This is a genomic window from Paenibacillus sp. J31TS4 (genome assembly GCF_018403265.1).
GTDB lineage: Bacteria > Bacillota > Bacilli > Paenibacillales > NBRC-103111 > J31TS4.
In genome coordinates, this window is the sequence record NZ_BOSI01000003.1 from 345,138 (window position 1) to 369,822 (window position 24,685).

General features: G+C 56.5%; 18 protein-coding genes, 1 pseudogene and 1 riboswitch. Of the genes and pseudogenes, 3 read left to right on the forward strand and 16 right to left on the reverse strand.

Annotation, left to right across the window (positions count from 1 at the left end):
* Positions 1–65: 65 nt before the first annotated feature.
* The 9 genes from KJS47_RS16475 to sipW all read right to left on the reverse strand — a co-directional run bounded on the left by KJS47_RS16475 (position 66) and on the right by sipW (position 10,472).
* Positions 66–779 carry a PilZ domain-containing protein gene (locus KJS47_RS16475; protein WP_213526156.1) on the reverse strand — a complete coding sequence of 238 codons (714 nt, stop codon included), beginning with the start codon at positions 777–779 and terminating at the stop codon, positions 66–68.
* A 190-nt stretch (positions 780–969) separates the two neighbouring features.
* The gene (locus KJS47_RS16480; protein ID WP_213526157.1) at positions 970–2,949 is read right to left on the reverse strand and encodes an LTA synthase family protein; all 1,980 of its coding nucleotides are present in this window, start codon (positions 2,947–2,949) and stop codon (positions 970–972) included.
* A 521-nt stretch (positions 2,950–3,470) separates the two neighbouring features.
* A complete protein-coding gene (locus KJS47_RS16485; protein WP_213526158.1) occupies positions 3,471–4,304 on the reverse strand; it encodes a DMT family transporter in 834 nt (277 codons plus the stop codon).
* A gap of 96 nt (positions 4,305–4,400) precedes the next feature.
* Positions 4,401–5,837, reverse strand: a complete 1,437-nt coding sequence (locus KJS47_RS16490) for an amino acid permease (protein WP_213526159.1) — start codon at positions 5,835–5,837, stop codon at positions 4,401–4,403.
* Positions 5,838–5,959: 122 nt separating this feature from the next.
* Positions 5,960–6,149: riboswitch (Lysine riboswitch) on the reverse strand.
* A 145-nt stretch (positions 6,150–6,294) separates the two neighbouring features.
* Positions 6,295–6,462 carry a hypothetical protein gene (locus KJS47_RS16495; protein WP_213526160.1) on the reverse strand — a complete coding sequence of 56 codons (168 nt, stop codon included), beginning with the start codon at positions 6,460–6,462 and terminating at the stop codon, positions 6,295–6,297.
* A gap of 212 nt (positions 6,463–6,674) precedes the next feature.
* A complete protein-coding gene (locus tag KJS47_RS16500; protein WP_213526161.1) occupies positions 6,675–7,796 on the reverse strand; it encodes a M73 family metallopeptidase in 1,122 nt (373 codons plus the stop codon).
* A 95-nt stretch (positions 7,797–7,891) separates the two neighbouring features.
* The gene (locus KJS47_RS16505) at positions 7,892–9,187 is read right to left on the reverse strand and encodes a M73 family metallopeptidase (RefSeq protein ID WP_213526162.1); all 1,296 of its coding nucleotides are present in this window, start codon (positions 9,185–9,187) and stop codon (positions 7,892–7,894) included.
* A gap of 98 nt (positions 9,188–9,285) precedes the next feature.
* Positions 9,286–9,801 carry a TasA family protein gene (locus KJS47_RS16510; protein ID WP_213526163.1) on the reverse strand — a complete coding sequence of 172 codons (516 nt, stop codon included), beginning with the start codon at positions 9,799–9,801 and terminating at the stop codon, positions 9,286–9,288.
* Between the two features lie 95 nt (positions 9,802–9,896).
* Positions 9,897–10,472 carry a signal peptidase I SipW gene (sipW, locus tag KJS47_RS16515; protein WP_213526164.1) on the reverse strand — a complete coding sequence of 192 codons (576 nt, stop codon included), beginning with the start codon at positions 10,470–10,472 and terminating at the stop codon, positions 9,897–9,899.
* Positions 10,473–11,519: 1,047 nt separating this feature from the next.
* On the opposite strand from sipW, the gene KJS47_RS16520 reads away from it, so the two are divergent.
* Positions 11,520–11,882, forward strand: a complete 363-nt coding sequence (locus KJS47_RS16520) for a helix-turn-helix domain-containing protein (protein WP_213526165.1) — start codon at positions 11,520–11,522, stop codon at positions 11,880–11,882.
* Between the two features lie 247 nt (positions 11,883–12,129).
* On the opposite strand, the gene KJS47_RS16525 is transcribed toward KJS47_RS16520, so the two are convergent.
* From KJS47_RS16525 to msrA, 5 genes and pseudogenes are all read right to left on the reverse strand, one after another.
* Positions 12,130–14,496, reverse strand: coding sequence for a helix-turn-helix domain-containing protein (locus KJS47_RS16525; protein WP_213526166.1), 2,367 nt, complete (start codon positions 14,494–14,496; stop codon positions 12,130–12,132).
* Positions 14,497–14,657: 161 nt separating this feature from the next.
* Positions 14,658–16,277, reverse strand: a complete 1,620-nt coding sequence (locus tag KJS47_RS16530) for an extracellular solute-binding protein (protein WP_249716451.1) — start codon at positions 16,275–16,277, stop codon at positions 14,658–14,660.
* Between the two features lie 110 nt (positions 16,278–16,387).
* Positions 16,388–18,256 carry a discoidin domain-containing protein gene (locus KJS47_RS16535; protein WP_213526168.1) on the reverse strand — a complete coding sequence of 623 codons (1,869 nt, stop codon included), beginning with the start codon at positions 18,254–18,256 and terminating at the stop codon, positions 16,388–16,390.
* A 323-nt stretch (positions 18,257–18,579) separates the two neighbouring features.
* On the reverse strand, positions 18,580–19,593 hold the full coding sequence (locus KJS47_RS16540) for a TRM11 family SAM-dependent methyltransferase (protein WP_249716453.1): 1,014 nt from the start codon (positions 19,591–19,593) through the stop codon (positions 18,580–18,582).
* Positions 19,590–20,099, reverse strand: a pseudogene (gene msrA, locus KJS47_RS16545) (peptide-methionine (S)-S-oxide reductase MsrA); the annotation flags it as partial. The pseudogene msrA and the gene KJS47_RS16540, both read right to left, overlap by 4 nt.
* 340 nt (positions 20,100–20,439) lie before the next feature.
* On the opposite strand from msrA, the gene KJS47_RS16550 reads away from it, so the two are divergent.
* Positions 20,440–20,910, forward strand: a complete 471-nt coding sequence (locus tag KJS47_RS16550) for a CHRD domain-containing protein (RefSeq protein ID WP_249716455.1) — start codon at positions 20,440–20,442, stop codon at positions 20,908–20,910.
* 298 nt (positions 20,911–21,208) lie between these two features.
* Positions 21,209–21,751 (forward strand): DoxX family membrane protein, encoded by a 543-nt coding sequence (locus KJS47_RS16555; RefSeq protein WP_213526171.1) that lies wholly within the window; start codon positions 21,209–21,211, stop codon positions 21,749–21,751.
* 290 nt (positions 21,752–22,041) lie between these two features.
* Here the strand turns inward: KJS47_RS16555 and KJS47_RS16560 are convergent, their stop codons facing one another.
* Positions 22,042–23,088 (reverse strand): DMT family transporter, encoded by a 1,047-nt coding sequence (locus tag KJS47_RS16560; RefSeq protein ID WP_213526172.1) that lies wholly within the window; start codon positions 23,086–23,088, stop codon positions 22,042–22,044.
* A gap of 159 nt (positions 23,089–23,247) precedes the next feature.
* On the reverse strand, positions 23,248–24,654 hold the full coding sequence (locus KJS47_RS16565) for an MATE family efflux transporter (protein ID WP_213526173.1): 1,407 nt from the start codon (positions 24,652–24,654) through the stop codon (positions 23,248–23,250).
* Positions 24,655–24,685: the final 31 nt, after the last annotated feature.

Genomic DNA, 24,685 nt, shown 5'->3' on the forward strand with positions numbered 1-24,685 from the left:
CGGGGGATCTACTGCGTATGAAGCTGACGCCGAGCAGAATCGCCATCTCCTACCCAAGCGAAGGACTAACTATGCTCGTCTTCCTCCTTCGGAGGAGTCCCGGCTTCTTTAGACTTTTCCAGCTCCTCCTGCTCGCGGAGCTGGGCCGGGCGGCGGATCGCCTGCCGCTTCAGCATGTAGGCGCGCAGGCTGGACTGGACGGCGGGCTCCGGGCTCAGGAACTGCCCCCCCGCCTGGATGGCCCCTTCGCCTGCAGGTCCCTTGTGCTTGACATCCACCCGGACCTCGGCGGCCGTATCCAGATGCAGGACGACGTCGAGCACGTCGCCCGGCGTGAGCAGCAGCGGGAATGGAATCCGCAGCTTGGTCCCGGACAGGCTGAGATCGCTCACTTCGACCTCGACCGGCTGCTCGAACTCCGTCCGCGCCCCCCGTTTGCCGTTCGTGTAGGCCTTCAGCAGCCCCGTCACGCCTTCCAACGGCAGTCGCAGCTCCTTGCGTCGGTTGAACAGCCGGAGCTGGACCTTCTCCGGCAGAATGAGCATCAGCCGCTTCGGCAGCTTCCCGATGACGTACGTCTCGAACGTGACCAGCCCCTCGCGGGCATAGACCGAGACGGTCACTTCCTCGGCCAAAGCAAAGCCAGGCTCGCTCGTGAAGCGGATTTCAAGCAGCTCGCCTTCCAGATGAACGATCGTTCCGGTTATGGACGAGCCGGAAGCGTGGACGACGGCGAGGCAATCGAGCCAGGCCGTCTCCGCATATTTGGGTGTTCCCATAGGCATCCCCTGAAACGGGGTTTCTCTCCTTCAATGCCGAATCGCGTTGCTACCAGTTTACCACAAAAGGCTCACGCCCGATACGGGAAGCGGGGCGGCGGAGCACCCTCTTCCGCCAAAAAAAGTCCCGGGAAGATGCTCCCGGGACTTGCAGGACGGTAGGACGAAGGAACGCTTCTAGCTGGCGCTTCTAGCTGGCGCTTCCCTGCACCGGCGTCTGCCGGAACTGCTCGTTGTAGTTCGGCAGGACGTTCTTCGTCAAAAAGTCTTCGTCGATATATTTGGACAGGTACTGCTTCCCGAACAAGGTGTCGTACTGCAGCTCGCGGTAACGCTCGACGTCCGGCTTCAGCTCCTCCGGCACGGAGGTATGCAGCTGCTGGTTCGCGTCGATGACCAGATTGGACAGCAGGCCCGGGAGCTTCTTGGACAGCTCGCTGCCGTAAGCGAACGGCGCCGGCATCTTCATATTCATCCGGTCCAGCACGTAGCCGCCAAGGAAAGACGCGCTGATGGTCGGTACCGGATTGTCCGTCAGCTCGGTGTTGGACCAGATCGCCAGCGGCACGCTGCGCATCTTCTTCAGTTCTTCTGGCGTCCACTGGGCCGTATCCTCGGACTGGATGAAGCCCGCCTGCTTGTAGACGTCGTAGCCGAGACCGAGCATCGGCAGATGGTCGCCGTAGAAGACGACGACCGTCGGCTCCCCGGTTTGCTCGAAATGCGAGACGAGTTTCCCCAGCATGGCGTCGGCATCCTTGGCTCCGTGCGTATAATTGTCGATGATTTCCTGGGCGGACGGCGTGAAGTTCCCCGTTACTTTAATAGGGTTCTCCGGATACCGGTTCCCTTCGTAGCCGCCGTGGTTCTGCATCGTGACGGCATAGATGAACATCGGCCGGTCGCTCTTATCGACCTCGTCGATAATGCTGTTCGCGACCTCGTCGTCCGAGATGAACGGTCCGGCGTAGGTAGGATTGTCAAAATGCTCCTTGCTCTTGAACGCCTCAAAGCCCATTTTCTCGTAGACGTTCTCCCGGTTCCAGAACCAGCCGTCATACGAATGGATCGCCATGCTCTTGTACCCCTGGTCCTCGAAGAAGCTGGCCAGACTCGGCACCGGCCGGCTGATGTACTGCTGATACGGAACCGAGCCGCCGGGCAGGAAGCTCATCGACGTCCCGCTCAGCACCTCGAACTCCACGTTGCTCGTGCCGCCGCCGAATTGCGGAGACAGCATGTATTGGGCCCCGTTCTGCTGATGCAGCTTGTGCACGTTCGGCAGCGGATCCTCGCTGAAGGTCGTGTTCGGCAGCAGAGTCGGATCCCAGAACGCCTCGTTCATGACGAAGATGACGTTCGGTTTTTTGCCGGTCGGCTTGCCGACTGTGGCGACCGACACCGGCTGCGTCCGCTGCTCGTTGATCGTTTGGGCAAGCTCCGCCATCGCCGGCTCGCTGTAGCCGTCCGGCTTCGGCACGATCGTATGCTTCACGTTCATCGTGAACGCGAGTGCCAGCCCATTATTCGTATAATTCTGCTTCTGGTCCCACGTAATCTCGGCAAAACCCGCCTGGTACGCCATCTTGGCCGCCCAGCCCGAGTTCACGCCGAAGCCGTACAGGGCAAAGCACGCCATCAACCCGAGCGCCAGCCGCCCGATGAGCGGCATCCGCATGCGGGGCAGCACGAACTTCAGCAGGAAGAAGCTGACCGCAATAGCCAGTACGATGCCCAGACGAAGCAGAGCGCCGGGCGTGGCCACCGCCGATACGATATCGGCGCCCTCCTTCTTAAGGGCAAGATCCCACGGCAAGAGAGGGTTCCCGATCATTTTTCCTTTGAAATAGCTGATGAGCGCCACGCCAAACAGCAGGATGGCACTGATGCCCGCAGACACGAAAAAAGAGCCTAACACACTAAAGACAAGCAGAACTACGAGCGTATTCAAGACATAGTTCACCCAAGCAAGTCTTGGGTTTTGGGTCAGCCAGGTCCACGCTTCCCCCAAGGTTCCTCTCTGAATCCATTCCACGCCGAAGCTCAGTACAGCGGATAGGACGAGTATGGCCAGCAGCGCGAGCACAGGCGTCGCCTTTGTCTTTCGGCCGCTGCTGTAGGTCCAATGCTTGCGCTGCTTGGTCCCTTCGCCGTCCGGTTTCAACCGCATCGTCGCTCCCTCCTTCTTCTCCGTTGTCGCAAAATGTTTCCTTCGTGAAACTTTATTTACGCAAAGTTAACAATTGAGGCCTATTCTAAGTCGTGAACATTAATGTAAGCTGAAGATTTCCATAATTTCCTATGAAATACCCCGAAAATCTTAAATTTAGCTTAAGGTTTTGTGAACATTTGGAAAAAACGTCCCGGAGCAGGGACCCGTGCCTGCCTATCCCTTTAAGCCGGCAGGCAGCCATTTGAAACAAGAGGCTTTCGGACACAAGGTTCCTCCACTCGGATAAATTGCTTGGATCAGCAAGCCGGTACAGCCTCTCAGGCTTGCCCGGTAGCTATCCGCCCGCCAATCCGCTGGCTATAGCATGCTCTTCCGAAATCCGGTTCAATCCGGTCGCCGTCCTGTTTTTTGGGCCCTCCAGACAGAGAGAATACCGGCTATCGGAACAAAAAAAAGAACACCCCCTCCTCTCGGAAACAGTCCCGGGAGGAGAGGGTGCCGGCGAATTGCCGCAAGGGTTAAAGTCTGGCTAAGACGATGCCGGCAAGGGCAACCGCCAGGCCGAACAGCTGGTACAGCTTCAACCGCTCTTTGTAGAGAAACACGCCGGCCACCATGACGACCAGGCAATTTAGGCTGATAACCGGGAATACGACGCTCGCCGGCCCGTGCTGCAGGGCGTACATATAGAAGCCGTATCCGCACACGCTCAGCAGGCCGACGACACTCCCGACCTTGAGCTCCTGCAGGTGGGCGCGCTCCCGGAGCATCAGGACGCCCAGATAGGCAAGACCGCCGCCATACATCGCCGTCATGATGTCCACGAGAGACACGCCGGCGGAGGAGGCGACCTTCATCAGGAAGCCGACCGCCCCGATCGACAGAAGTGCCAGAGCAATCCGGAAGACCCACTGCCGGTAATCCGCCGGCTGGCCTCCTCCTCCGGGCCGGTACTGGACCACGACCGCGGCGCCTACCATCAGGGCAATGCCTAACCATTGGAGCAGCGCGATGGTCTCCGGGAAGAAGACGGCTCCGAGCGCGATCGGGATCAGCACGTTCATGGCGATCAGCGTGGAGGTGATGCTCGCCGGCCCTTTCTCGAACGCTTTGCCCATCTGGATGTTGCCGTTCGTATTCAGGATGCCGATGAGCCCCCCGATGACGAGCGAGAACAGGCTTTCATGAAACGAATGCGTCACAAGCCCATAGAGCAGCATCAGCAGGAAGGCGATGCCGTAGAAGAAGAACTGGACCCCGATTTTGGACAGGTGGCGGGTTGTCCCCCATTTGAACAAGGAGTTGTTGACACCGAAGCACAAGGCCGTACCGACCGCGGCCGCAAACCACATGACTGATCCCTTCATTCCCTTGATGATTAAGACGGCGCCCGCCCGATTGTCTGCGGTGCCGCCGACTGTCGTGATGTCTAACCGGTTCGAACCGGTTTACTTCGCGAGGTCCTCGTCGAAGACGCATTCCTCCAGCTTCATTACCTTCGTCTTGTACTTCCACTTATAGCCAAGCCATAAGGCCAGGAACAGCGGAATGCCGATATAGGAAGCGAACAGGTACGCCCAGTCCACCTGGCCGTTCTCGATCCCGCCGAGGCATTGGCCGACAATGACGATCCCGCAGAGCACGGCCGCCAGCACCGGGCCGAACGGGAACAGCTTCGCCCGGTAAGGCAGGTCGCGGAGCGATTTGCCCTGGGCGACATAGGCTTTTCGGAACCGGTAATGGCTGATGGCGATGCCCATCCAGGCGATGAAGCCGGACATGCCCGATGCGTTCAAAAGCCATAGGTAAACGACGCCGTCCCCGAACGTAGAGGACAGGAAGGCGAACAGGCCGAGTGCCGCCGTGGCCAGAAGCGCGAATACCGGAACCCCGTGCGAGGTCAGCTTGCCGAAGAAACGGGGCGCCTTGCCCTCCTTGGCCAGTACCCACAAAATCCGCGTGGAGGCGTACATGCCGGAGTTGCCGGCGGATAGCACCGACGTCAGGATAACCGCGTTCATGACCGAAGCGGCGAAGCTGAGGCCCGCCTTTTCGAACACCATTGTGAACGGGCTCCTCATGACGCTGTCGCTCGCCAGGTTCTCGTTCGTATACGGAATGAGCAAGCCGATCACGAGAATCGCGAGCAGGTAGAACAGCAGAATCCGCCAAAAGACGGTACGGATCGCCCGCGGCACGTTCTGGCGCGGATTCTCGCTCTCCCCCGCGGCGACCCCGACGAGCTCGGTGCCCTGGAACGAGAAGCCGGCGGCCATGAAGACGCCGAGCGCGGCGAGGAACCCGCCGTGGAACGGCGCGTCCCCGGTCGTCCAGTTGGAGAAGCCTACCGCATCCGTCGACCAGATGCCGATGATCATCAGAATGCCGACTCCGATGAAGAGGATAACCGTTACAACCTTGATGAGTGCGAACCAGTATTCCGATTCCCCGAATCCTTTGACGGAGAGCAGGTTCAGCCCCACCATCAGGATCAGGAACAGGGCGCTCCAGAGGAACGAGGAGCTGTCCGGGTACCAGAACTTCATAATGAGGGTGGCCGCCGACAGCTCCGCCGCGATCGTAATCGACCAGTTGTACCAATAATTCCAGCCGAGAGCGAAGCCGAGCGACGGATCCACGAACCTCGTTGCGTACGTGCTGAATGTGCCGGATACCGGCATATAAGTGGCCATCTCTCCGAGACTGGTCACCAGGAAATAGACCATGAGACCGATAACTGCATAGGCAAAAAGAGCGCCCCCCGGTCCCGCCGTATGAATCGCTCCCCCGCTCGCCAGGAACAAGCCGGTTCCGATCGAGCCCCCGAGGGAGATCATCGTCATATGGCGGGCCTTCAGCCCTCTGTTCAATTGCTCCGCTGCCATTTTTCATTCTCCCTTCCAGCCTGATCATCCCGCATGCTGCCGATTGAGAGAATAGGGGAAATGGCCTCAGCCGTCCGGGATTCCGGACGGCTCGTCGAACCGCATGCCCCATCGTCCTCTCCTTTGAAGATAGCTCAACACGCCGGCGAGGGATACGCCAGGGCGTGACAGTTCCGTTCCTGTCCGGATACGGCCCCAGACCGGCCGCGCAGAGACGCGGGCCGGTCTTCGGCGGCTGCCCCGTCACCCGTCATCGCCGGCCTCTCTGGGCCTCCTCCGGATTCTCTGGCAGCCGCGACCTCTACCTCACCGGAATGGCGATGAGGTGCAGCTTGCTTTTTCAGTTTCTAGTTTTTCACCCTACTATTTTATAGAACCCCGGTCAAAAACTCAATGCCAAATTTCGACACGAGAAAGAGAGGACCTCTCAGTCCTCTCTCCGTGCGTGCGCTAACTACTAGACGAGCTCGTCCAGCTCGGTCTCCTCGCGGCTCGCCGCCTCGAGAATGTCTTCGTCGGCTTCGTTCAGACCCTGGATTGCTTCCGCGGCTTCCGCCTGGCGGGCAAGCTGCTCCTCGATCTGGCCGATGCCGTGCGCTTCCTGGTGGTTTCTGCTTGAGGTCATGGTCTCGCCTCCTTGCATAGATTAAGTCTCGTGGTCCCCCTTGGTAGCATGGTCCTTACAAGGATTCCTTATGCGGGGGATGAGCGGCGGTTGGAAACGGACGACAATCCAGTGTCGGACCGTTCACCCATAAAAAAATTCCCCTTTAAGTAGAACAGTCGTGTAGACTTCTTCACACTGTTCTACTTAAAGGGGATCTGACCCTCAGGAACTCAATTAATCCGAGAAGCTTTAAAGGTTCCTTGCAAGATCTGAGAGTAATCATAATTCGATCCGTCAAGAATGAATCCATAGTTGTATCCTGCTGTAACGTTGATGGAAGCTGTCCCGCTATGTTGGAACTGATCATAGACCACTGAATCCCAGAGCTCGTAGTAGACCCTGCCGTCAGGGCCATCGGCGAACGCTCTGGCGTGTGCACGCGCATCAAACCAGGAATGTAATCCCGAGTATTCGTAATCAAAGGTAATGGTTTCTGTTTTTGTGGCTAGCGTATTCGTAGCATAAGTCCATTCCCCTGAAAAACTTTCTCGCGTGTCATAATTGAATTGGATCGTGTTCGAATCTATCTTCGTTACGGATGGATTCCCTGGACCAGCAGCAAGCCAAGCCTGATCTCCGAACGGAGTATTGGCCCCATTATTCCTTGCTTGCTCTGAGTAGAAGCCAAAATCAAAGATAAAGGATTTCCCTTGGATCTCGTTGGAAGCTGACGGATCCAGCGTGACTTCGAAGGTCACGTTTAGCGGACCTGGCGTGAATGGAGGACGGGTACCCATCAGGACAGGTTCATTTTGTAATGGTGCATATCCGGATACCAGCAGCGAACTTAATGGCCCATTAAAAAGTTGTACATTTGTGTCGGGGATCATTACTTTTACGTTAGCCTTTTGGATAAATTCGTCGTAGGCTGCTCCGCTAGTCAAACCGGTGGCTGTACGAGATCCGCCGGTCGGAAGGTCTTGGGTATAAGTATCTCTTACCGTTGCTTTAAGACCTTTTAGTTTTGCATCCAGCGATCCTTTATTCGTCAGAATCATCGCACGTTGAACCGTGTCTCCCGGAGCCCATCCCCCAAGGGATTCGCCGCTTGGGTTAACTTTTGACGTATCATACGGATGGTTTCCGTCTGGATCCAAGCTGTTCGGGTAGAACATAGGCCCAGGGGTATAATCTCCATGATTCCTTTTGGCATCCAGGTTGATGGTTCCTGCTGCAGCTGTACTAGTGTTCTGCGCTGAGCTTGTATAAAGAGCCATCGTAGCTCCGCCGAATGTAAACACGACCGTCATGGTTAAGGAAAGCACCATCACGCCAAGTTTTTTTCTGTTCATTATCATTCTCCTAAGTAAAGGATTTTTAACCTATCCCTTATAGTGAACTCCTTAATAAACCTGCCACAGAATAGTGCTGTGGCAGGTTTGTCACATTAGTATGCGAATTGAATAGCAGAATTTGAAGTGATGACGTTTTGGTTATACGAGTATTGCTGGAAGGTGTTAGCGTCTTTTCTGACTCCAACCGTTGCGCTGCTTCCATTATTCGCTCCAGCAGGGCCTCCGAAAGTCATATCATTATACAGCATCTCAATCTTGCCGCTTTTGTAAAGCTTTGTTTGGAATATAACGGTTGAAGGCGAGCTAGGATAGTGCTCGTAGCCGCTCCACTGGATCGCTAAATAAGGATCAGCGGCATTGGCATTAACCGTGTACCCTTTGTAATAGATACTGCCTCTAATTAAGTCATCCCAAAATACCGCGATGCTGTTATCAGGTGCTTGCGCCATCGGAGTATTCCCAAACGCGCTATTGGGACCGTTAAAGGTAATCAGCCCATTGGTGCTTACATATAACTTGTCAAAGGATTGGCCGTAGAAATTAATAGCGAAGGGTGAGTTAATTTCGAATGCGGTGTCATCCTGGTTACTATTTGGAATATAAGTTCCACCGTCCTGGCTTATATCTGTGAACGAGAATGGTATTTGAGTAGCAGGGCGATAGACGCTGTTATTATTGGCAGGACCATTATTCCTTGCTTGCTCCGAATAGAAGCTAAAATCAAAGATAAACGATTTCCCTTGGATTTCATTGGAAGCAGACTGATCCAGCTTTACTTCGAAGGTCACGTTTAGCGGACCTGGTGCAAATGGAGGGCGGGTACCTGTAAGGACAGGTTCATTTTGTAATGGCGCATATCCGGATACCAGCAGTGAACTTAACGACCCATTATAAAGTAGAGTATTTGTGTCAGGGACCATTACTTTTACGTTAGCCTTCTGAATAAATTCGTCGTAGGCTGCTCCGCTAGTCAATCCGGTTACGGTTCTAGAACTAGCCGGATTCGTCGGAAGGTTTTGTGTGTAGCTATCTCTTACCGTTGCTTTAACACCTTTTAGTTTTGCATCCAATGATCCGTTATTCGTCAGAATCATCGTCCGTTGAACCGTGTCACCCGGAGCCCACCCACCAAGGGATTCGCCGCTAGGGTTCGTTTTTGATGTATCATATGGATGGTTTCCGACTGGATCCAAGCTGTCCGGGTAGAACATAGGGCCAGGGGTATAATCTCCATGATCCCTTTTGGCATCAAGGTTGATGGTTCCCGCTGTAGCTGTATTGCTGTTCTGCGCGGAACCGGTAAATAGGGCCATCGTAGCTCCGCCGAATGTAAACACGACCGTCATGGATAAGGAAAGAACCATCATACCAAGTTTTTTTCTGTTCATTCACATTCTCCTAAGGAAAGGATTTTAAAAAATGAGGGTGGACTACCGCCACCCTCATTATTTTTAAGATTTATGTAGTCCTTATGCCCGGTTCATTTTTATTGCCAAGTTGTTGGTCCGTTTCCTGTAGTATTGTTGCGAGCTTGAACAGCATTGACAATTACCTTGAAGGAGCCAGTTGCATTTTGGTATGTGTTGTCAGCTGCCAGAGGGAACAGGTACGTTACATCAAATGTAGTAGTTTCACCCGGTGCTAATTTTACGACTTTCGGATCCAAGGTCAGACTTACAGGAGTAGCACCTGCGAACAGAGCACCGGTTTTCGAGGCAATTGTAGCGGCGCTGTCAATGCGAACCCATTCTTCAAGGGTTCCTTCGTTCTTAACAGTCATCGTCAAAACTTTGGTATCGCCAGGAGCCAGGTTGTTAAAATTAACGTCTTGGGAAACCAAGGAGCCAACCGTCTTATCCGTGATGATTACGGTACCCGATGTGAATGTATTGCCTTCGTTAGTTGCAGAAGAAGTGAAGAGTGCGAAGGACCCACCTGCGAGAAGAGTTGCGCCAAGAGCAGTAGTAGCCATTGCAAGACCAAGTCTTTTCTTAATACCCATTTTTGTATTCCTCCTGAAAAATTATATTTTGAATACCACCTATCAAGCGGGAAGTTACTCACTTTAAGGGGTAATTCAATACGGTGATAAGGGAATTACGATTGTACTTCTTCTGCTACAGGCTGGTTGACCGGACGATTTTCCATCTTGGATATATATCTCCAGATGCTAATCATCTGCCATAGAATCAATAGGGCACCGGGAATGATCATGAAGGTAACAATACCCGCCTTGGATTTAATAAAGGTAAGGATATGCCCAAGGAACGGAATCGTAACACCGGCGTATTTGCCTATTACGTTTGCTATAGGTACAGGCGATGGATCTTGTGTGTCATTCGCATCACCTTTGGTCATGTAACTAACCGTCTCCCCTTGCTTTTGAACTTCTGTTATCCTGTGCGTAATGATGATGTTGGGATCGTCGGATTTAAACGTAATCACATCTCCAACTGCCAAAGGAACGGCAGGTTCAACGGCTTTTATAAATATGACCGAACCGGTGTGGATGGATGGCTCCATCGACCCAGATAGAACGTTCATCATCTCGTAGCCAAACATCTTTGGTGCACCACCCGATAGTTTGGAAGATATCGAAAGGGCAAGTGTGGTCAAAAATAGTATCGTTAATAGCACACTTGTCACTCGATTGATCCATTTCATTACAGCCATTTTCGTCACCTGTTTCTTTAATTTGGTTTGCCGTAAACGCTAGTGGTTACTGTGCTGTTAGGCGGAGCAATGATTTCATTCAGGACACCATACACGCTTGTGGTTACACTGCTGGTACCAGAGTCATTGGGTAAGTCAGATGCGTTGTAGACACCAGCGGTTACCGTATTATCGTTCGTTACTTCACTGCAGACGTTAGGAGCACGGTAGACGTTGGCGGATCCTGTATTTTCTTGATTGCTATACACACTAGCAGTGACTGAATTGTTCTCTGAACTTCCATACTCGTTCGAGAAAACGGAGCTCTCTGGAGGATCTGCTGCAACGCTCCCGTAGACACTATCCGTTACTGAATAGTTAGAATCAGCGCTGCCGTAGACGCTATCGGTCACTGAGTAGGGAGAATAAACGTTATTCGTTACCGACCTCCCGCAAAACGATGCAGCTGCTCTCATAGGGACAGAACTGAAAGTGCTTGCCTCGAATAACGAGTAGGTAGGCACAGTATGAATCCCAGCTGCCATTACGATGGTCAGATAACCGGATATTAGAACGAATGGTCGCCTTTTTGCCTTATGTTTTGAAGAACGCTTAGAACGCATGGGCAAGTTCACTCCGTTCTTTGGTGGTATTCTTCAATCATTTCCCAGGAACAGGATATTTCCGCAGCGTCCGAAAAGAACGAATACTTGAGTGCGGAGGGATGTTCGAAGTAATAGAAAGACAATCTCGGAAATACCGGAGGGGAGAAAACGCTTCTCATGCTTTAGCGCTCCCAACTTTGCTGAGCGCTTTTGCCGCACGGCCACACCTCTCTATCCGTTCGCTCAAACTTTCGTTGTCGTTCGTTATTGCGAATCACAACTCTGAGTATAGGCAACAGGCCTTTCAAAGGGAATTCCCAAATTGCTCCATTTTTCCGATATAACGAACGTTTTTCCGGCGTTTCCCCCTGTTTTCGTTCGTTATCATAGATTATTGTTCGTTTTAAAGAATATGGCTTTGTAGGTATAATCGTTATAACGAACACATAGGGGTGGGGGTCGGATGACGCTGGGGAGAAGGATCCAAGAAATCCGCAGAAGCCGGGGACTGACGCTCACCGAGCTGGCCGAGCAGGCGGCCGTTGCCAAATCGTACTTGAGCACCATTGAAAGAGACCTGCAGAAAAATCCTTCCCTTCAGGTTATGGAACGGCTCTCAAGCGTCCTTCATATCGATCTGCTGGGCCTCGTCGATTCGGCTGGATCGGCTCCCGCGCCTGGCTCGGCCGGTGAGAGACCGGCAGAAAACGGCCTAGATCCGGAATGGCTGGAGCTGGTCCGGCAGGCGCGGCTCCAGGGGGTTACGAAGGAGGAGTTCCGGCTGTTTCTGGGAAACGCCGGCAGCGCATCTGCCAAAGGCTTTTAAGAAGAACCGGCGCTATACTTTTTTCCTTCCACACCCGCACATTCTGAGGAGCGTGAACGGACTGAGCAGAGGAAGCTTGAAGGCCCCGCAGCCCATTCGCCGCAAGCTAATCCGCTTCGCTCGAACGAGTGCCTGCCGCTCCTGGCTTCCTCGCAAAAAAAGAAGAACCTTGTTGTCCGCCGAGGACTCAAGGTTCTTCTTCTTTTTGGGGTCAGGAAAGCTCGGGCCTGCCCGATGTTCTTTCTTCCTATACGGGATCGGGCCGTAGCGGAGGCCGGGACTCGGCCTTCGCTTCGCTTGGAGACGGACCGCCCCCCTGCACGATGCTTCGATATTGCATGGGAGTGACGCCTTCCGCCTTCTTGAATTTCCGGATGAAATTGGTGGCATCAATGTACCCGACCTGCTGCAGCATCTCGCCAAGCGTTAGATCCGTCTCGACGAGCAGCTTCTTGGCTTTCTCCATCCGCAAGGAATCGATATGCTGCATAAGGGATTGGCCTGTTTGATTCTTGAAATACCGCGTCAGGTAGGATGGAGAGAAGCCGAACTCATCCGCAATTTGTTCCAGATGAATGCTCGGATTTTGGTAATGGCCGTTCACATAGTCCTGAAGCTGCTCCAGCAGGGCCGTATTCTTGCTTTCCTTATTCTGCTCTACCGAGTGGCAGACCTGCCTGCAGAACGCAAGCATCCTGGCTGCCCATTCCTCCACCGTCTCCACATCCGATACGAAAAGCTTTTCCACAACCTCATCGGCATCAGGCAGCGTGATCTCCATCTCTACGAGCGTCTTCATGACGGTGTTGACTATATCGAAGCAGATGAACTCAATCTGTTCCAGCAAGATCGGCTGAGCAATCACACTCGCCATCATGTCCTCCAGGATTTGCTGCATGGCGGCCTTATTTCCTTGGCGGATCGCCTTGACGAGATCTCTCTCTTTCTCAAGCGGATACCACAGCTTGCTGTCAATCGCCGGCCGGATCCGGCTGTAGAGAATCGCGCGGTCCCCTCCCTGGATCAGTCTGTAGCGGGACGCCTGGATGGCTTGTGCATAGGAATCCGGCACCGCGTCCGGGCTGCCAACCGCCTGCCCGATTCCGATGGTCAAGGTCATCTTGTAATGCTGCTGGAACAACGCGTTGGCGCTGTTCGCCAGTTCCTCGGCCCTGTCTTCATTCCCTGCCGCAGCCCGGAGGACAAGCACCATTCCCTTGCCTTCCCTGTACTCTGCCGCATAGCCGGCTCCGGCCGTACCCGCGAGCTGTTCGGCCGCCTTCATGAAGCTGTACCAAATCAGATCCTGTATCGTCTTGGTGTTCTCCCGAAAGAAGCGGTCGTACTCATCCACCAGGAAGAGAAAGACCCGGTACTGTGAGCGGCCGCTGTCCATGTCCAGCACTTCGTTAGCCTGGCACCAGTCTTCCTCTGTTCTCAGCTTCCCTCCCAGCCAGGCCTGCAAGTACGTCTCCCTCAGCAGGCTTGCCTGGGTTTTTAGCTTATGCAGCAGCGCCTCGTTCTCTCGGTCGGCCTCATGGATCGCTTCCGAGATAAGGGTCAGCTCGTCGACACGTTTGGATGCCCCCTGCTGCTTCCTCAGCGAACCCGCCAATCTCCAGATCGGCTCGTAGTTCCTGACCGCAAAGGCACACGCCATCCCGATTCCAAGCAGAAGAACGGCGGCCAGCGTATAATGAAACAGCCTGCGGGTTTCGTTCACCTTCTTCCAAACCTGTTCTGCCGGCATAGCCGCCAAATAAGTCCAGCCGCTGGTGTCCGATTCGAGGCGCATCAGGGAATACTGCTCTTGACGAACAGCCAGGGATTCCTTGCTAGCTTTCCCGGGAGACCCACCCGTAACCGCTTCCAAGATAGGGGCCGCATCTTCCTTAGGTACGCTTTGCATCACCTGAGTCATCACGGCTTCCTGTTCATCCAGGACAAAGACGAACCCGCTGTACTCCTGCAGGACAGGACGGATCATCTTGCTGAGGGCATTCTCGTTGATCAGAAATAGCGCCGTTCCCTCTGAAAGCGGATAGAAGTAGACCATGTAGGGGGAGGACTTCTGGCCGTCCGGCCCGCCCCTTTTGAGCGGCTTGATCTTGGCGGATTCCAGCGACGATGCCATCGACAGAAATTGCTCCTTGCCCCAGTCCCGGAAAGGAAACACCTTCTCAAAATAATTATCGATTTGGTAGGTCCCGCTGGCTGCATAGAGGAGCGAAGGATCTTTGGCGTGATAATGGATGACGATATCCTCAACAAATTCGTTGGCTGACCTGTACTTCTTCAATTCACTAACGGACTGGTATTTCTCATAGCCTCCTTCCGCGATCATGAACGGGGTAAGCAATGGGTCCGCTGCTATCTGCATGGCCATTCTGTTAATCTCTCTCAATCTTGCGTCTACCGTTTCCCTAACCTGCGACAGGGTCGATAAGGTGGCCCCTTCCACTTCCTTTTCCAGAACGGACAGAAAAGACCCGTAGATCACACTGCTCACGATAGTAAGCAGCATGATGACGAGCACTATGTAAGAAAATAAAAACCGGAAAAACCGTCTGGACCCCCACCGTTCCCGGATCAGTCCTTTTATGTAAAGCCTCATATGGAAAGCTCGCCCCACCTTCCGTCATCCGAGCGGCAGCTAAAACTGCAGCAGGCGGAGATTGGCTCTCCACCTGCGGCACCCCAACACAGGGAATGAAATACAATTCTTCCTATTACAAACAATCGTAACATAGGTAGAATGGAGATTCCAACTCTGTCCTATTTTTTATAGCGTTCGTAGGCCGCCTGATAGAACTCCATGTATTCGTCCATTCCCATTTTCTTAAGCGTCTTTACATAAGCGTCCCATTCGGAGAACAGAGCTTTGCCGGTAATGAATTTGGCCTGCATCTCCTTGATATAGGTGGACAAATCGGAAGCGAGCGCGGACATTCTGGCGTTCTCCTCATTGGTATAAGAGAACGGGGGCCATGCTTCTCCCTTTGCAAAAGGAGCGAGCTGCTTCGCCGTTTCGAGAGAAGCCGGCAGCGTTTCTCCCCCGCGGAAATACTTTTCGGACACGATTCCCGGTGCTCCTCCTCCAGGCCAGACCAGATATTGAATGACGGCTTGATCAATCGTCAGACCCTTTGGGTTCTTCGTAATCTCGTCCACATAGTCCACCGAGCCGTCGCTGTTCTGCTTATAAGTAATGCCTTCGAAGCCCATGAAAAACATCTTGCTGCCCTCGTCACTGAAGAAGTGATCGATCCACCGCATCGTCGCCTCCGGATGTTTGTTCGCGCTCGTGATGACGAAATTGCCCAGACTGACGAGGCTGGAATTTTTGACAACCGTCTTGTCTCCGTGCGGTCCCGCCAGGGCCGGCGCGCCCGTGTAATGGGACAGATTCGCCCAGGATATCGGATCCCAGCCGCTGTACATGCCGTAGACGTTTCCTTGTGTCCGGGCCAGAAACTCCGTTGCGTTGATCGTGAAGAGGTCTTGGTCGATCAGCTTCTCCTGATATAAGCGGTTGACGTATTGAAGCACTTCCTTGTATCGTTCGTCGGCCGGGAAGAATCTCAGCTTATTCGTGGCGGGATCCACGTCTACATAATCGTGCCGGGAGCCCTTGTTCTGCAAATTCCAGGCCCCGTACAAGTACTTCATTAATTTGCCGATATTATCGGTTCCGAAGGGAACCTCATCGGCCTTTCCGTTGCCGTTCAAATCCTGTCCCTTGATCGCTTTCAGAAATTGATACAGCTCTTCCGTCGTCTGCGGCGCCGTGAGGCCGAGCTTGTCCATCCATTCCTTGTTGATCCACTGCTTCGGGTTGATCAGGACCGAGTCGAAGCTCGGGTCGTAGATGCGCGGAATGGAGTAGATATTGCCGTCCGGCATCGTCAGCCCCTTCTTCACATCCGGATTGTCTTCAAGCAGCTTCTTAATATTCGGGGCATATTGGTCGATCAGATCGTTCAGCTTGATAAAGGTACCCTGCTCTCCGTACCTCATGACATCGCGGTCGGGAATCAAGGCTCCGTAGAAGGCATCCGGCAATTCCCCGCTTGCCAATATCAAGTTTCTCTGTTCGCTCAATACTTCCGTTCCGATCATCTGCCATTCAATATCGATGCCGGTCATCTCTTCATACTTGTTGAACAGCATAATGTCGTTCCAATTTGGAGCCGTGGAGGCCGCTTTTCCGGCAATGAATTTCAGTTTAACCGGCTCCTTTACGATCGGAAATCCGGTTTTCGCAACAGACGATTCGTTCCCCTGCTGTCCCGTCGTCCCGCCGTTGCCCTGCTCCTCCTGCTTCCCGCAGGCCGCAGTCATCGCGATAGCCGCCGTCAGGCCGAGCAAGGCTATTTGTTTTTTCTTATTCTTCAATCTCAACACTCCCCCATCTCTCTCTGTGCTTCCTAGCCGAGCCATAGGTTTTCTGTGCCGCTCGCTTGTTCTTTCTACCGCCGGGCAGCGTTCTGCTCACCCGGTTCTTGCTAAGGAATGTAGCGGACGCTGATCTCGGACGCTGCCGCCACGTTCCCGCTCGATGATGTTGCTTCGAGGCGCAGGTAGCGTACTCCCTGGGCATCGAACGCTGCGGTTTGCAAATGATAGTCCTGCTTCCATACGCCCTCGGTCACCTTCGTGAATGCCTGCCCGTCCTCGCTGGCATAGATGGCATAGCCGGTAATGAGACCGTCCGGCTTGAAATCCGTCCTTGTCCGGTAATCCAGTCCGGTGACATGGTACGTCCCTCCCAGATCAAGCGTGATTGACTGGGGAAGCGGAGGAAGCGGCGACCACTCCGAATGCCACATCGTCTTCAAGTTGCCGTCTATCGCTTTGGAGGCTTCGTAACCGGTATGCTGGCTTGTGGCAACCGCCTTCATCTGCTGGTAAGGAAGGATGCGCTCCACCGGCTGCGGTTCATCCGGCAAGTTCCGGATCATCAGATCGGTAATGACCGCCGCATGATCGGAATAGAAGGCCTGCGTCTTGCCGGCATGTTCCGGCAGCTTGGTGTTCCTTACGTGGGATTCAAGTACGCGCACCTTCTTGCCCTTTGTCCAGATGTAGTCAATTCTGCCGGGAGACATCCCGTAGCCGTAATAAGGACTCCAGGTGCTGCCCGGATGCAGCGCGGCGTCGGGGTTGGCCCACCGATAGGTATCCGTGAAGCCCGCTTCCTTCATTAGCCCCGTCACCGGCCAGGGCAGCACGAGTCCGGCATGTCCGGGTGCAGAGGCGAACCTGCTGCTCCAGTCTTCACTGGACAGGGTGTTGAAGTCGCCGGCCATAAGGATAGGGGAGGAATCGTCCCCCAGCAGCGCCGGCAGATCTTCGTTTAGAATCGCCCGAATCATCTTGATGCGGCGGGGCTCCAGATCCGTCGCCAAAATCTCGGCATCGGTATAGGTGCGCGGCAGCCCATACGTCACCTCGCCCACCGTCTGATTCGTTAAGCCCATGGCCCCGCCTTCATGGTACAGCCACGTATTGAACACATTCACCTGCTGGCCATCCGGCAGCTGAACCTTCACTCCGCCGAAATGAAAGTCGTTCATCAGCCCGGGGTGCTTCCGGATCGGGTACTCCTTCACAATGGGATAGCGGGTATAGATCCACAAATTGTCATTGAGCGGCTGGTGGACCGGATCTCTCGTTACCTGAAAAGCGGTGTAGCGTCTGCTCTCCTCTTGTCCCTCGTTCAAACCTGCCAGTATGGTCGCGCCGGACTGATAAGTCTCGATCGTGAACATAATATCCGGATCCTCGTGCCGGATGACGTCAACGATCTGACGGACATTCTCTTCCCCGCCCGCTTCTCTTCCCCCTCCCCATAAATTCCAGACCATGGTGCGGAGCTGTGTCCCGAGAGGCGCGTTGGTAAATTCCTGGGAAGCTTCCACCGTCAGCGGCCCCCCTGGCAGCAGAAAATCGGGGGATACGGCATGGGCTCCATCCGGATAGCGGGTGCCGCGGGCCACAACATCGTCCCCTTGACGAACCGTAAGCTGAAGCTCGTCTCCTAGCCGGGCTTGTCCATTGGCCGTTATCGCAATATGACAAAGCTGCCCCTCCGGTGCATGGTAGAAAACGGTGTGCTCCGCATTGCTTGGATAAGAGAGGACGACTTGTGCTTTTGTATCGCCGCTGCACACCAGTTCCGTCCGATACGTTTGCTGCTTGGAGCCTGTTTCGTTGGCATACACTCGAAAGGTTACCGTATTGTTCTCTTTCCCCTTCCCGACGACCGCTTCCGGCTGCTCGGCAGCTGCACCGGCTCCCCCGAACAAAGCAAGCAGCAGGGAAGCGTTAACAAGATGAAGCATGAACCGTTTTCCGAATTTCCCGCCTTCCATAGTCTCTCCTCCTTCTCATGAGGACGGAACCGGGCCGCTAGTCGTCCGGGCTCCATCCCAATTGGCTCCACTATAACGACCCAAGAAGCCCGCCGTCCATCGGCTCTCCGGTCCTCGATCTGCAATTCTTTACATCCCGGCAGCGCCGGACAAATAAAGAGGAGCCGTCCCGAAAGACGGCCCTTTATTTGTTGTCCGCGCCTTGCATGTGACTCGCCCGCCATACGGCTGTTCGCTTGCCTGCAGCTGCCGAAGAAACAGGAAGCAGACCAAATCAGCAAAGCGGCCGCCCAGGGAGAATCTCCTTGAACTGCCGCACAGCTTCAGCTGCAGACAAGAATCTGCCGTTCGAACGTGCCTTTGCGGACCGAGCAGCAGTCCTCGATGCGGAAGCCCGCCGCGCGGATCGCCTCGTCGATCGGCTCGGTCGTGACGATGACCGCGCGGACGGCGAGGCGGCGGGCGCTCGTCAGCAGCTCCAGCCGTTCCTCGTCCGGCAGGCGGGAGCAGAGATTGTAGGGCAGATCGAGCACAGCTGCGTCGTAGCGGCCGGTCAGCGTCCGCATGTCCGCCAGCCGCACCACATCCGGCATGCCGAAGTGTGCCAGGTTGCGGCGGGCGCCGGCTACTGCGAGCGGGTTCCGGTCATATCCGACAATCGCGATGCCCATGGAGAGCGCCTCGATGAGGACGGTCCCGATTCCGCAGCACGGATCGACCGCGCGGACGCCCTCCGGACGGGGCACCGCCAGATTGGCGACGGCCCGCGCCACACGGGTGCCGAGTGCGGTGGAGTACTGCTGCGGCTTGTCCTTGTGCCGCAGCCAGACCGGCTCCGCCTCCGTGCAGGTGCCGAACACCCACCGCTCCTCCGTCCGCGTCACCGCGAACAGCCGGTCCGGCCGGCGCATCTCCGCCTGGCCCCGGATGCGTCCACCGATGAGGCGCTCCGCCTCCCTCCGGCCCGCATAGTCGACCGGGTACCCGGTCGGCACGAAGCGGACCTTGAACAAGCCCCCGTCCAGCCGCATCGCCTCCACGAGCCGGGCCAGCTCCTCCGCCGTCTCCGCCTCGCAGAGCGGGTCGATCCGCTCCTTGAGGAACGGGCTCCGGCTCGGATCGAGCCGGACTCCGCTCTCGCAATACCGGTCTCCGGGCTCGCAGGCGAGCAGCGTGCGCAGCTCCAGCCGGCACAGCTCCCGCTCTTCTTCGTGGCAGGCGTAGCTGTACAGCCAGCCGGCAGGCGTCCCGGCCGTCACGGCTGCCTGCGCCGCTTCCGCAAATCCGGACACAGCCGGCGGATCGTCCCTAAGCCCTTCCCTCCGCTCCGTCATCATTCGTGCCAATGCGCCTCGATGAAGTCGTCGCGGCCGGACTGCTTGCGGTCTTCCTTGTAATGCGCGGGATTCTTCTTATGATAATCCTGATGGTACTCCTCCGCCGGATAGAACACACCTGCCGGCACGATCTCCGTAACGATCGGCTCCGTGAACCGTTCGCTTGCGGCCAGCTCCCGCTTGGAGCGCTCCGCGAGCTCCCGCTGCTCCTCGTTGTGATAAAAGATTCCGGTCCTGTACTGGCTGCCCCGGTCCTGAAACTGGCCGCCGGCGTCCGTCGGATCGATCTGCTGCCAGTACAGCTCCAGCAGCCGCTCATACGGGAACAGCTCCGGCTGGTAGCGGATTTGGACCGCCTCGGCATGCCCCGTCGCGCCGCTCTTCACCTCCTGATATGTCGGGTTCTCCGTTTGCCCGCCGGTATAGCCCGATACGATTGAGACAATGCCGGGCAGCTCCTCGAACGGGGTCACCATGCACCAAAAGCAGCCTCCCGCGAACGTCGCGAGCCGGCTCTCGTCCGCTTCTCCGACCGTGCCTCTCGCCGCTTGCGGCTCCGTCTCTCGAACCGCCTGGGCAGAAGCCTTTTCTCCATTCCGCGCCTGGAGCGCGCGCTCTTCCTGATGTTCTGTCTGGGCCGCCGTCTCCGCGGCCTGCCGCTGTGTCTCTTCGTTCATCCGTCATCCTTCTTCCGTTAAGCTAGTTCCTTAATGATAGCGCACGCCCGTCCTCTCCTCAACCGGTCCCGCGCGACCGCTGCCGTCCAAAATGGGTGGATGCGGCTGGGCGGACAGCCACACCTTGTCTCGTCCGCCTACATACACTGGACCATCTCTTTCAGAAGGAGTGAGACGCTTGAAACGATTCGGCGCTTTTTTGGTCGGACAGGAGGTGGTGCCTCCCGTCCAGACGCTGGCCACCGGCAAGGTGGTGCTGCGCGTCAGCCGTGACGGCAAGAAGATCTTCTTCCGCCTGGTGGTACGGAATATCCGCAAAATGACCAAAGCCCATATCCACCTCGGCCGGCTCGGCCAAAACGGACCCATCGTCGCCACCTTGTTCGGCCCGAGCAAGTTCGGCATCTCCGTCAAACACGGCGTCGTCGAAGGCACCTTGACCGCCAAAGATCTGACCGGCCCGCTCAAGGGCAAGACCATCCAGGCTCTCGTCACTCAGATCGAGAAAGGTAACGCTTATGTGGACGTGGCTACGGTCCGGCATCCGAACGGCGAAATCCGCGGCCAGCTCGTCCGAGCGCTGCCTCCTCACTTCCGGCACAAGCCTCACGGCTTCCCGAAGCCATTCATCTTCTGCTGACGGCGTGACGGGAGGATGCAGCCTTTCGGTAGGCTGCATTTTCTTTTTTTCACGCTTGTGATTTTTATCACAGCACAGGGAGCAGACTTCCTATATAGTAAAGACATGGAAGACAACGACTTTCCTAGACGCTCTACAACATGTGAAAACATTCACCAAGTCCACGATTGGATCGGGCTGTGAGGGACCCGAAGCAAGCGGAGCACCATCCGGACTCGCCAAGATCCCGCCTCTAACCGGAAGAGCGCGCGGTACCGGCAGAAAGACGTTGTCCGAATCAAACAAGGAGATGGTTAAAATGATAAAATGGCTGAGAGAAAACCGCTACGCGGCCGGGCTGCTGCTGTTCGTAAGACTGTACCTCGGTTACGAATGGATGACCGCCGGCTGGCATAAATTGACCGGAGGCTTCGACGCCACCGGCTTCCTGAAAAACGCTGTAGCCAACCCGGTCGCCGATAAGGCGACGAAAGAACTCGTCTACCCGACCTTCCACGCGTTCCTGGAAACATTCGCCCTGCCGAACGCCAAGCTCTTCAACTTCCTGATCCCGCTCGGTGAATTCCTCGTCGGACTCGGCCTTCTCCTCGGCTGTCTGACCGCCGCGGCCGCCTTCTTCGGGCTCCTGATGAACTTCATGTTCCTGTTCGCAGGCACCGTAAGCACGAACCCTTGGCTCGTCCTCCTCGGCGGTATCGTCTTCATGGCCGGCATGAACGCAGGCAAATTCGGCGTCGACTTCTACCTGATGCCTTACCTGAAGACCGTATGGCGCAAGCTGACCCACGCCAAGGACGAAGGTGGCAAGCCCGCCGGCAAAGGTACCCCGGCCCACGCGTAACGCTTAGCCATCCTGGAATCGGATAGCGCAGCATCCATAACATTCTCGATCCCCGCGGTTCGACGCCTCAAGCGTCGCCCGAACAGACAGCAAGCCGCCTGCTTGGCCGTCAGTCGTCAACGAATCACCCGGCAGCGACAAGCCGGATCCGGTCAATCCGGCCCTCCCGCTCCGCGTGGATGGTCAAGCGATCCGCACTTCTCCCTCCGCCCGCCCCCTCCGAGGGGGACCGCCTTCCCGGCCGCCCGGCCGTGGGGAGGCGGTTTTTTTGTGCGCGGGCGCGTAGTATCCTACCCGTTCCCCCATAGCCCGACCGAGATCACGCCGGCCGTGATGACGAACGACAGCACCACCCGCCGGATCGGCTGCGCCTCCTTGAGCAGCAGGACGCCGAGCAGCGTGCCGAACACCGTCCCGACCTCCCGCACGGGGGCGAGATGCGACAGCGGCGCAAGCTGCACCGCCAGCAGGAAGAGCAGATACGAGCCCGGCGAGAAGACGCTGCCGAGCGCGATCGTCCGCCAGTTCGCCTTCCACTCGCTGCCGATCAGCCCGCGGCCCAGCACGGTCGGCGTCAGCACAAGCAGGTAAGCCAGGTTGCTCAGTTCGATCATGGCGACCGGCGAAAGCCAGGTCAGCGCCGTTTTGTCCGTCAGGACGTATCCGGTAATGCACAGGCCGACCGCGAACGCCGGGACGAGCGGCCGCAGCGCCGCCCGGTCCAGCCGGCGGCTGAACGTCCCGCTGATCGCGAACAGGCCGAGCACGATGCAGCCGATGCCCGCCCAGCCGGCGAGCGACAGCGTCTCTTGGTACAGCCAGATGCTGAACAGCGGTACGAGCAGCGCGCCGGTGCCCCGCATCACCGGGTAGCTCTGCGACATGTCCCCCCGCTCGTAGACGACCGGCAGCAGGAGACAGTAGCCCATCTGGAACGCCATCGACAGCGCCAGGAATCCGTAGGCCGCAGGCGGGAGCGAGGCGTTCGCCAGCTCCCGGACGAACAGCGGCAGGAGGAGAAGGAACGATGTGACATGGATGAGCCAGAGAAATGCGTTCTTATTGCGGCTCTTCTTGGTGAATAGATTCCACAGTGCGTGGGCGAGACCCGAGCAGAGGACAAGCAGAAAAGCAGCCAAGTGGCAGACCTTCTTTCCGGAACAGTAAGCTTCGTCCTCAGAATAGAGCCTCTCCCGCCCAAGGTCAACGACAATCTCGCCTGCTCCGCCTCTCGACTCACCGCCTGCCTCGACACGAAGCGGCGGCTCCGCTTCCGGCCCGCCTCCCGCCCGACACGAAGCGGCGGCTCCCCCTCCCTCCCCTCCCTCTGTAGGCATATTAGCCCTTCTCCAGCAAAAAAACACCTTGCGGCTCCTCACCGCAAGGTGTCGATCATCTGGCTGTCCGGCGGCATGCCTGCAGCCGGCTCTCTACTAGAGGAAGAGCGTGCCTCTTATCCGGTGTTTGCCCGCCCTAGCCGGGCAGCACTGCCGGGGCTACACCGCAGGCGAAGGGGCCGGCGCCTGCTCCTGCGGCTCGCCGACGAGCGCGTGCTTCTCCCAGGTCCGGCTGCGCCAGCGGAAGAACATGATCATCGCGCGCAGCCATTCGTCCGCCGCGATAGCGAGCCATATGCCGGCCAGGCCGAGGTTCAGTTCGAAGACGAGCACATAGCCGAGCGGAAGGCTCATGCAGACCATGGACAAAAGACCCATGTAGACGGGAAACTTGGCATCGCCCGCCGCCCGCAGCGAGTTGATGATGACGAGATTGAACGTCCGCCCGGTCTCCAGAAGCAAGCTGAGCACGATCACCTGGGAGCCGATGCGGATGATCTCCGGGTTATCCGTGAAGATGCGCAAGAGCGGCTCCCGCAGCGCGATGACGACGAGATCGACGGCGACCGTCACGGCGACGGCCCAGCGCACGCTGCTCCAGACCTGCCGATAGGCGGCCTCTTTCCTGCGTGCCCCGACATAGCGGCCGACCAGGATCGCGGTGCCGATGCCGGTCGCCATGCTGAACAGGTAGACGTACGCCGAGATGTTCATCGCGTATTGCCGCGAAGCGAGCACGGTCGTTCCCAAAAACGTCGCATAATAGAAGAACACGAGCTGGCATGCCTGGTAGGTGATCTGCTCAACCGCCGACGGAATGCCGATCTTGAGAATTTTGCCGACGTACTCGCGGGACCAGCGGATGTAATCCCGCAGCCCGACCTTGACCTCCATAACCTTGTACAGCAGCCAGAAGAAGACGAGCAGGCTGATCGCCCGGCTGGCCACCGTCGAGATGGCCGCGCCCTGGACCCCGAGCTCGGGGAAGCCGAGATGACCGAAGATAAGCAGGTAGTTAAACACCACGTGAAAAATGTTCATCCCGAGCGAAACGAGCATCGTCTGCCGGGTATACCCGTAGGTGCGGATGATGGCAGCCACGATATTGATGAGCGCCTGCAGGAAGATCGCTCCTCCGACGACGCCGAGGTACGTGTTCGCGTAGGCGAGAATGTCCCCCTCGAGATGGATGGTCCGGAGCAGGCTGCCGCCGAACACGAGGAACGCCGCGCTCATGATGAGCCCGACCGCCAGATTCAGCGTAATCGACAGGGCGGAGATGCGGCTTGCTTCCGCCAGCCGGCGGGCCCCCAGATACTGCGCGATGACGATCGCGGCCCCGTTGCCGATGATTTCCAGAATGAGAATTGCGATGGAGATGAGCTGATTCGCGCCTCCCACCGCCGAGACGGCGTCGTCCGAGACGGCACTGAGCATGAAGATATCGACACTGCCCATTAGCATGAACAGGAACACTTCGAGGAAGATAGGCCAGGTGAGATGGAGAAGGGAGAATGAGCGGGCGTCCGCCTGCTCCGCATTCCGGTCTGCAGCTGAGGAACTCATGATGTAGAATGCAACCTTTCTGTTGAATAAT

Excerpts from the sequence above, each read along its gene's own strand:
- KJS47_RS16475 (WP_213526156.1), bottom strand. The coding sequence starts at position 779 with ATGGGAACACCCAAATATGCGGAGACGGCCTGGCTCGATTGCCTCGCC.
- KJS47_RS16480 (WP_213526157.1), bottom strand. The coding sequence starts at position 2,949 with ATGCGGTTGAAACCGGACGGCGAAGGGACCAAGCAGCGCAAGCATTGG.
- KJS47_RS16485 (WP_213526158.1), bottom strand. The coding sequence starts at position 4,304 with ATGTGGTTTGCGGCCGCGGTCGGTACGGCCTTGTGCTTCGGTGTCAAC.
- KJS47_RS16490 (WP_213526159.1), bottom strand. The coding sequence starts at position 5,837 with ATGGCAGCGGAGCAATTGAACAGAGGGCTGAAGGCCCGCCATATGACG.
- KJS47_RS16495 (WP_213526160.1), bottom strand. The coding sequence starts at position 6,462 with ATGACCTCAAGCAGAAACCACCAGGAAGCGCACGGCATCGGCCAGATC.
- KJS47_RS16500 (WP_213526161.1), bottom strand. The coding sequence starts at position 7,796 with ATGAACAGAAAAAAACTTGGCGTGATGGTGCTTTCCTTAACCATGACG.
- KJS47_RS16505 (WP_213526162.1), bottom strand. The coding sequence starts at position 9,187 with ATGAACAGAAAAAAACTTGGTATGATGGTTCTTTCCTTATCCATGACG.
- KJS47_RS16510 (WP_213526163.1), bottom strand. The coding sequence starts at position 9,801 with ATGGGTATTAAGAAAAGACTTGGTCTTGCAATGGCTACTACTGCTCTT.
- sipW (WP_213526164.1), bottom strand. The coding sequence starts at position 10,472 with ATGGCTGTAATGAAATGGATCAATCGAGTGACAAGTGTGCTATTAACG.
- KJS47_RS16520 (WP_213526165.1), top strand. The coding sequence starts at position 11,520 with ATGACGCTGGGGAGAAGGATCCAAGAAATCCGCAGAAGCCGGGGACTG.
- KJS47_RS16525 (WP_213526166.1), bottom strand. The coding sequence starts at position 14,496 with ATGAGGCTTTACATAAAAGGACTGATCCGGGAACGGTGGGGGTCCAGA.
- KJS47_RS16535 (WP_213526168.1), bottom strand. The coding sequence starts at position 18,256 with ATGGAAGGCGGGAAATTCGGAAAACGGTTCATGCTTCATCTTGTTAAC.
- KJS47_RS16540 (WP_249716453.1), bottom strand. The coding sequence starts at position 19,593 with ATGATGACGGAGCGGAGGGAAGGGCTTAGGGACGATCCGCCGGCTGTG.
- KJS47_RS16555 (WP_213526171.1), top strand. The coding sequence starts at position 21,209 with ATGATAAAATGGCTGAGAGAAAACCGCTACGCGGCCGGGCTGCTGCTG.
- KJS47_RS16560 (WP_213526172.1), bottom strand. The coding sequence starts at position 23,088 with ATGCCTACAGAGGGAGGGGAGGGAGGGGGAGCCGCCGCTTCGTGTCGG.
- KJS47_RS16565 (WP_213526173.1), bottom strand. The coding sequence starts at position 24,654 with ATGAGTTCCTCAGCTGCAGACCGGAATGCGGAGCAGGCGGACGCCCGC.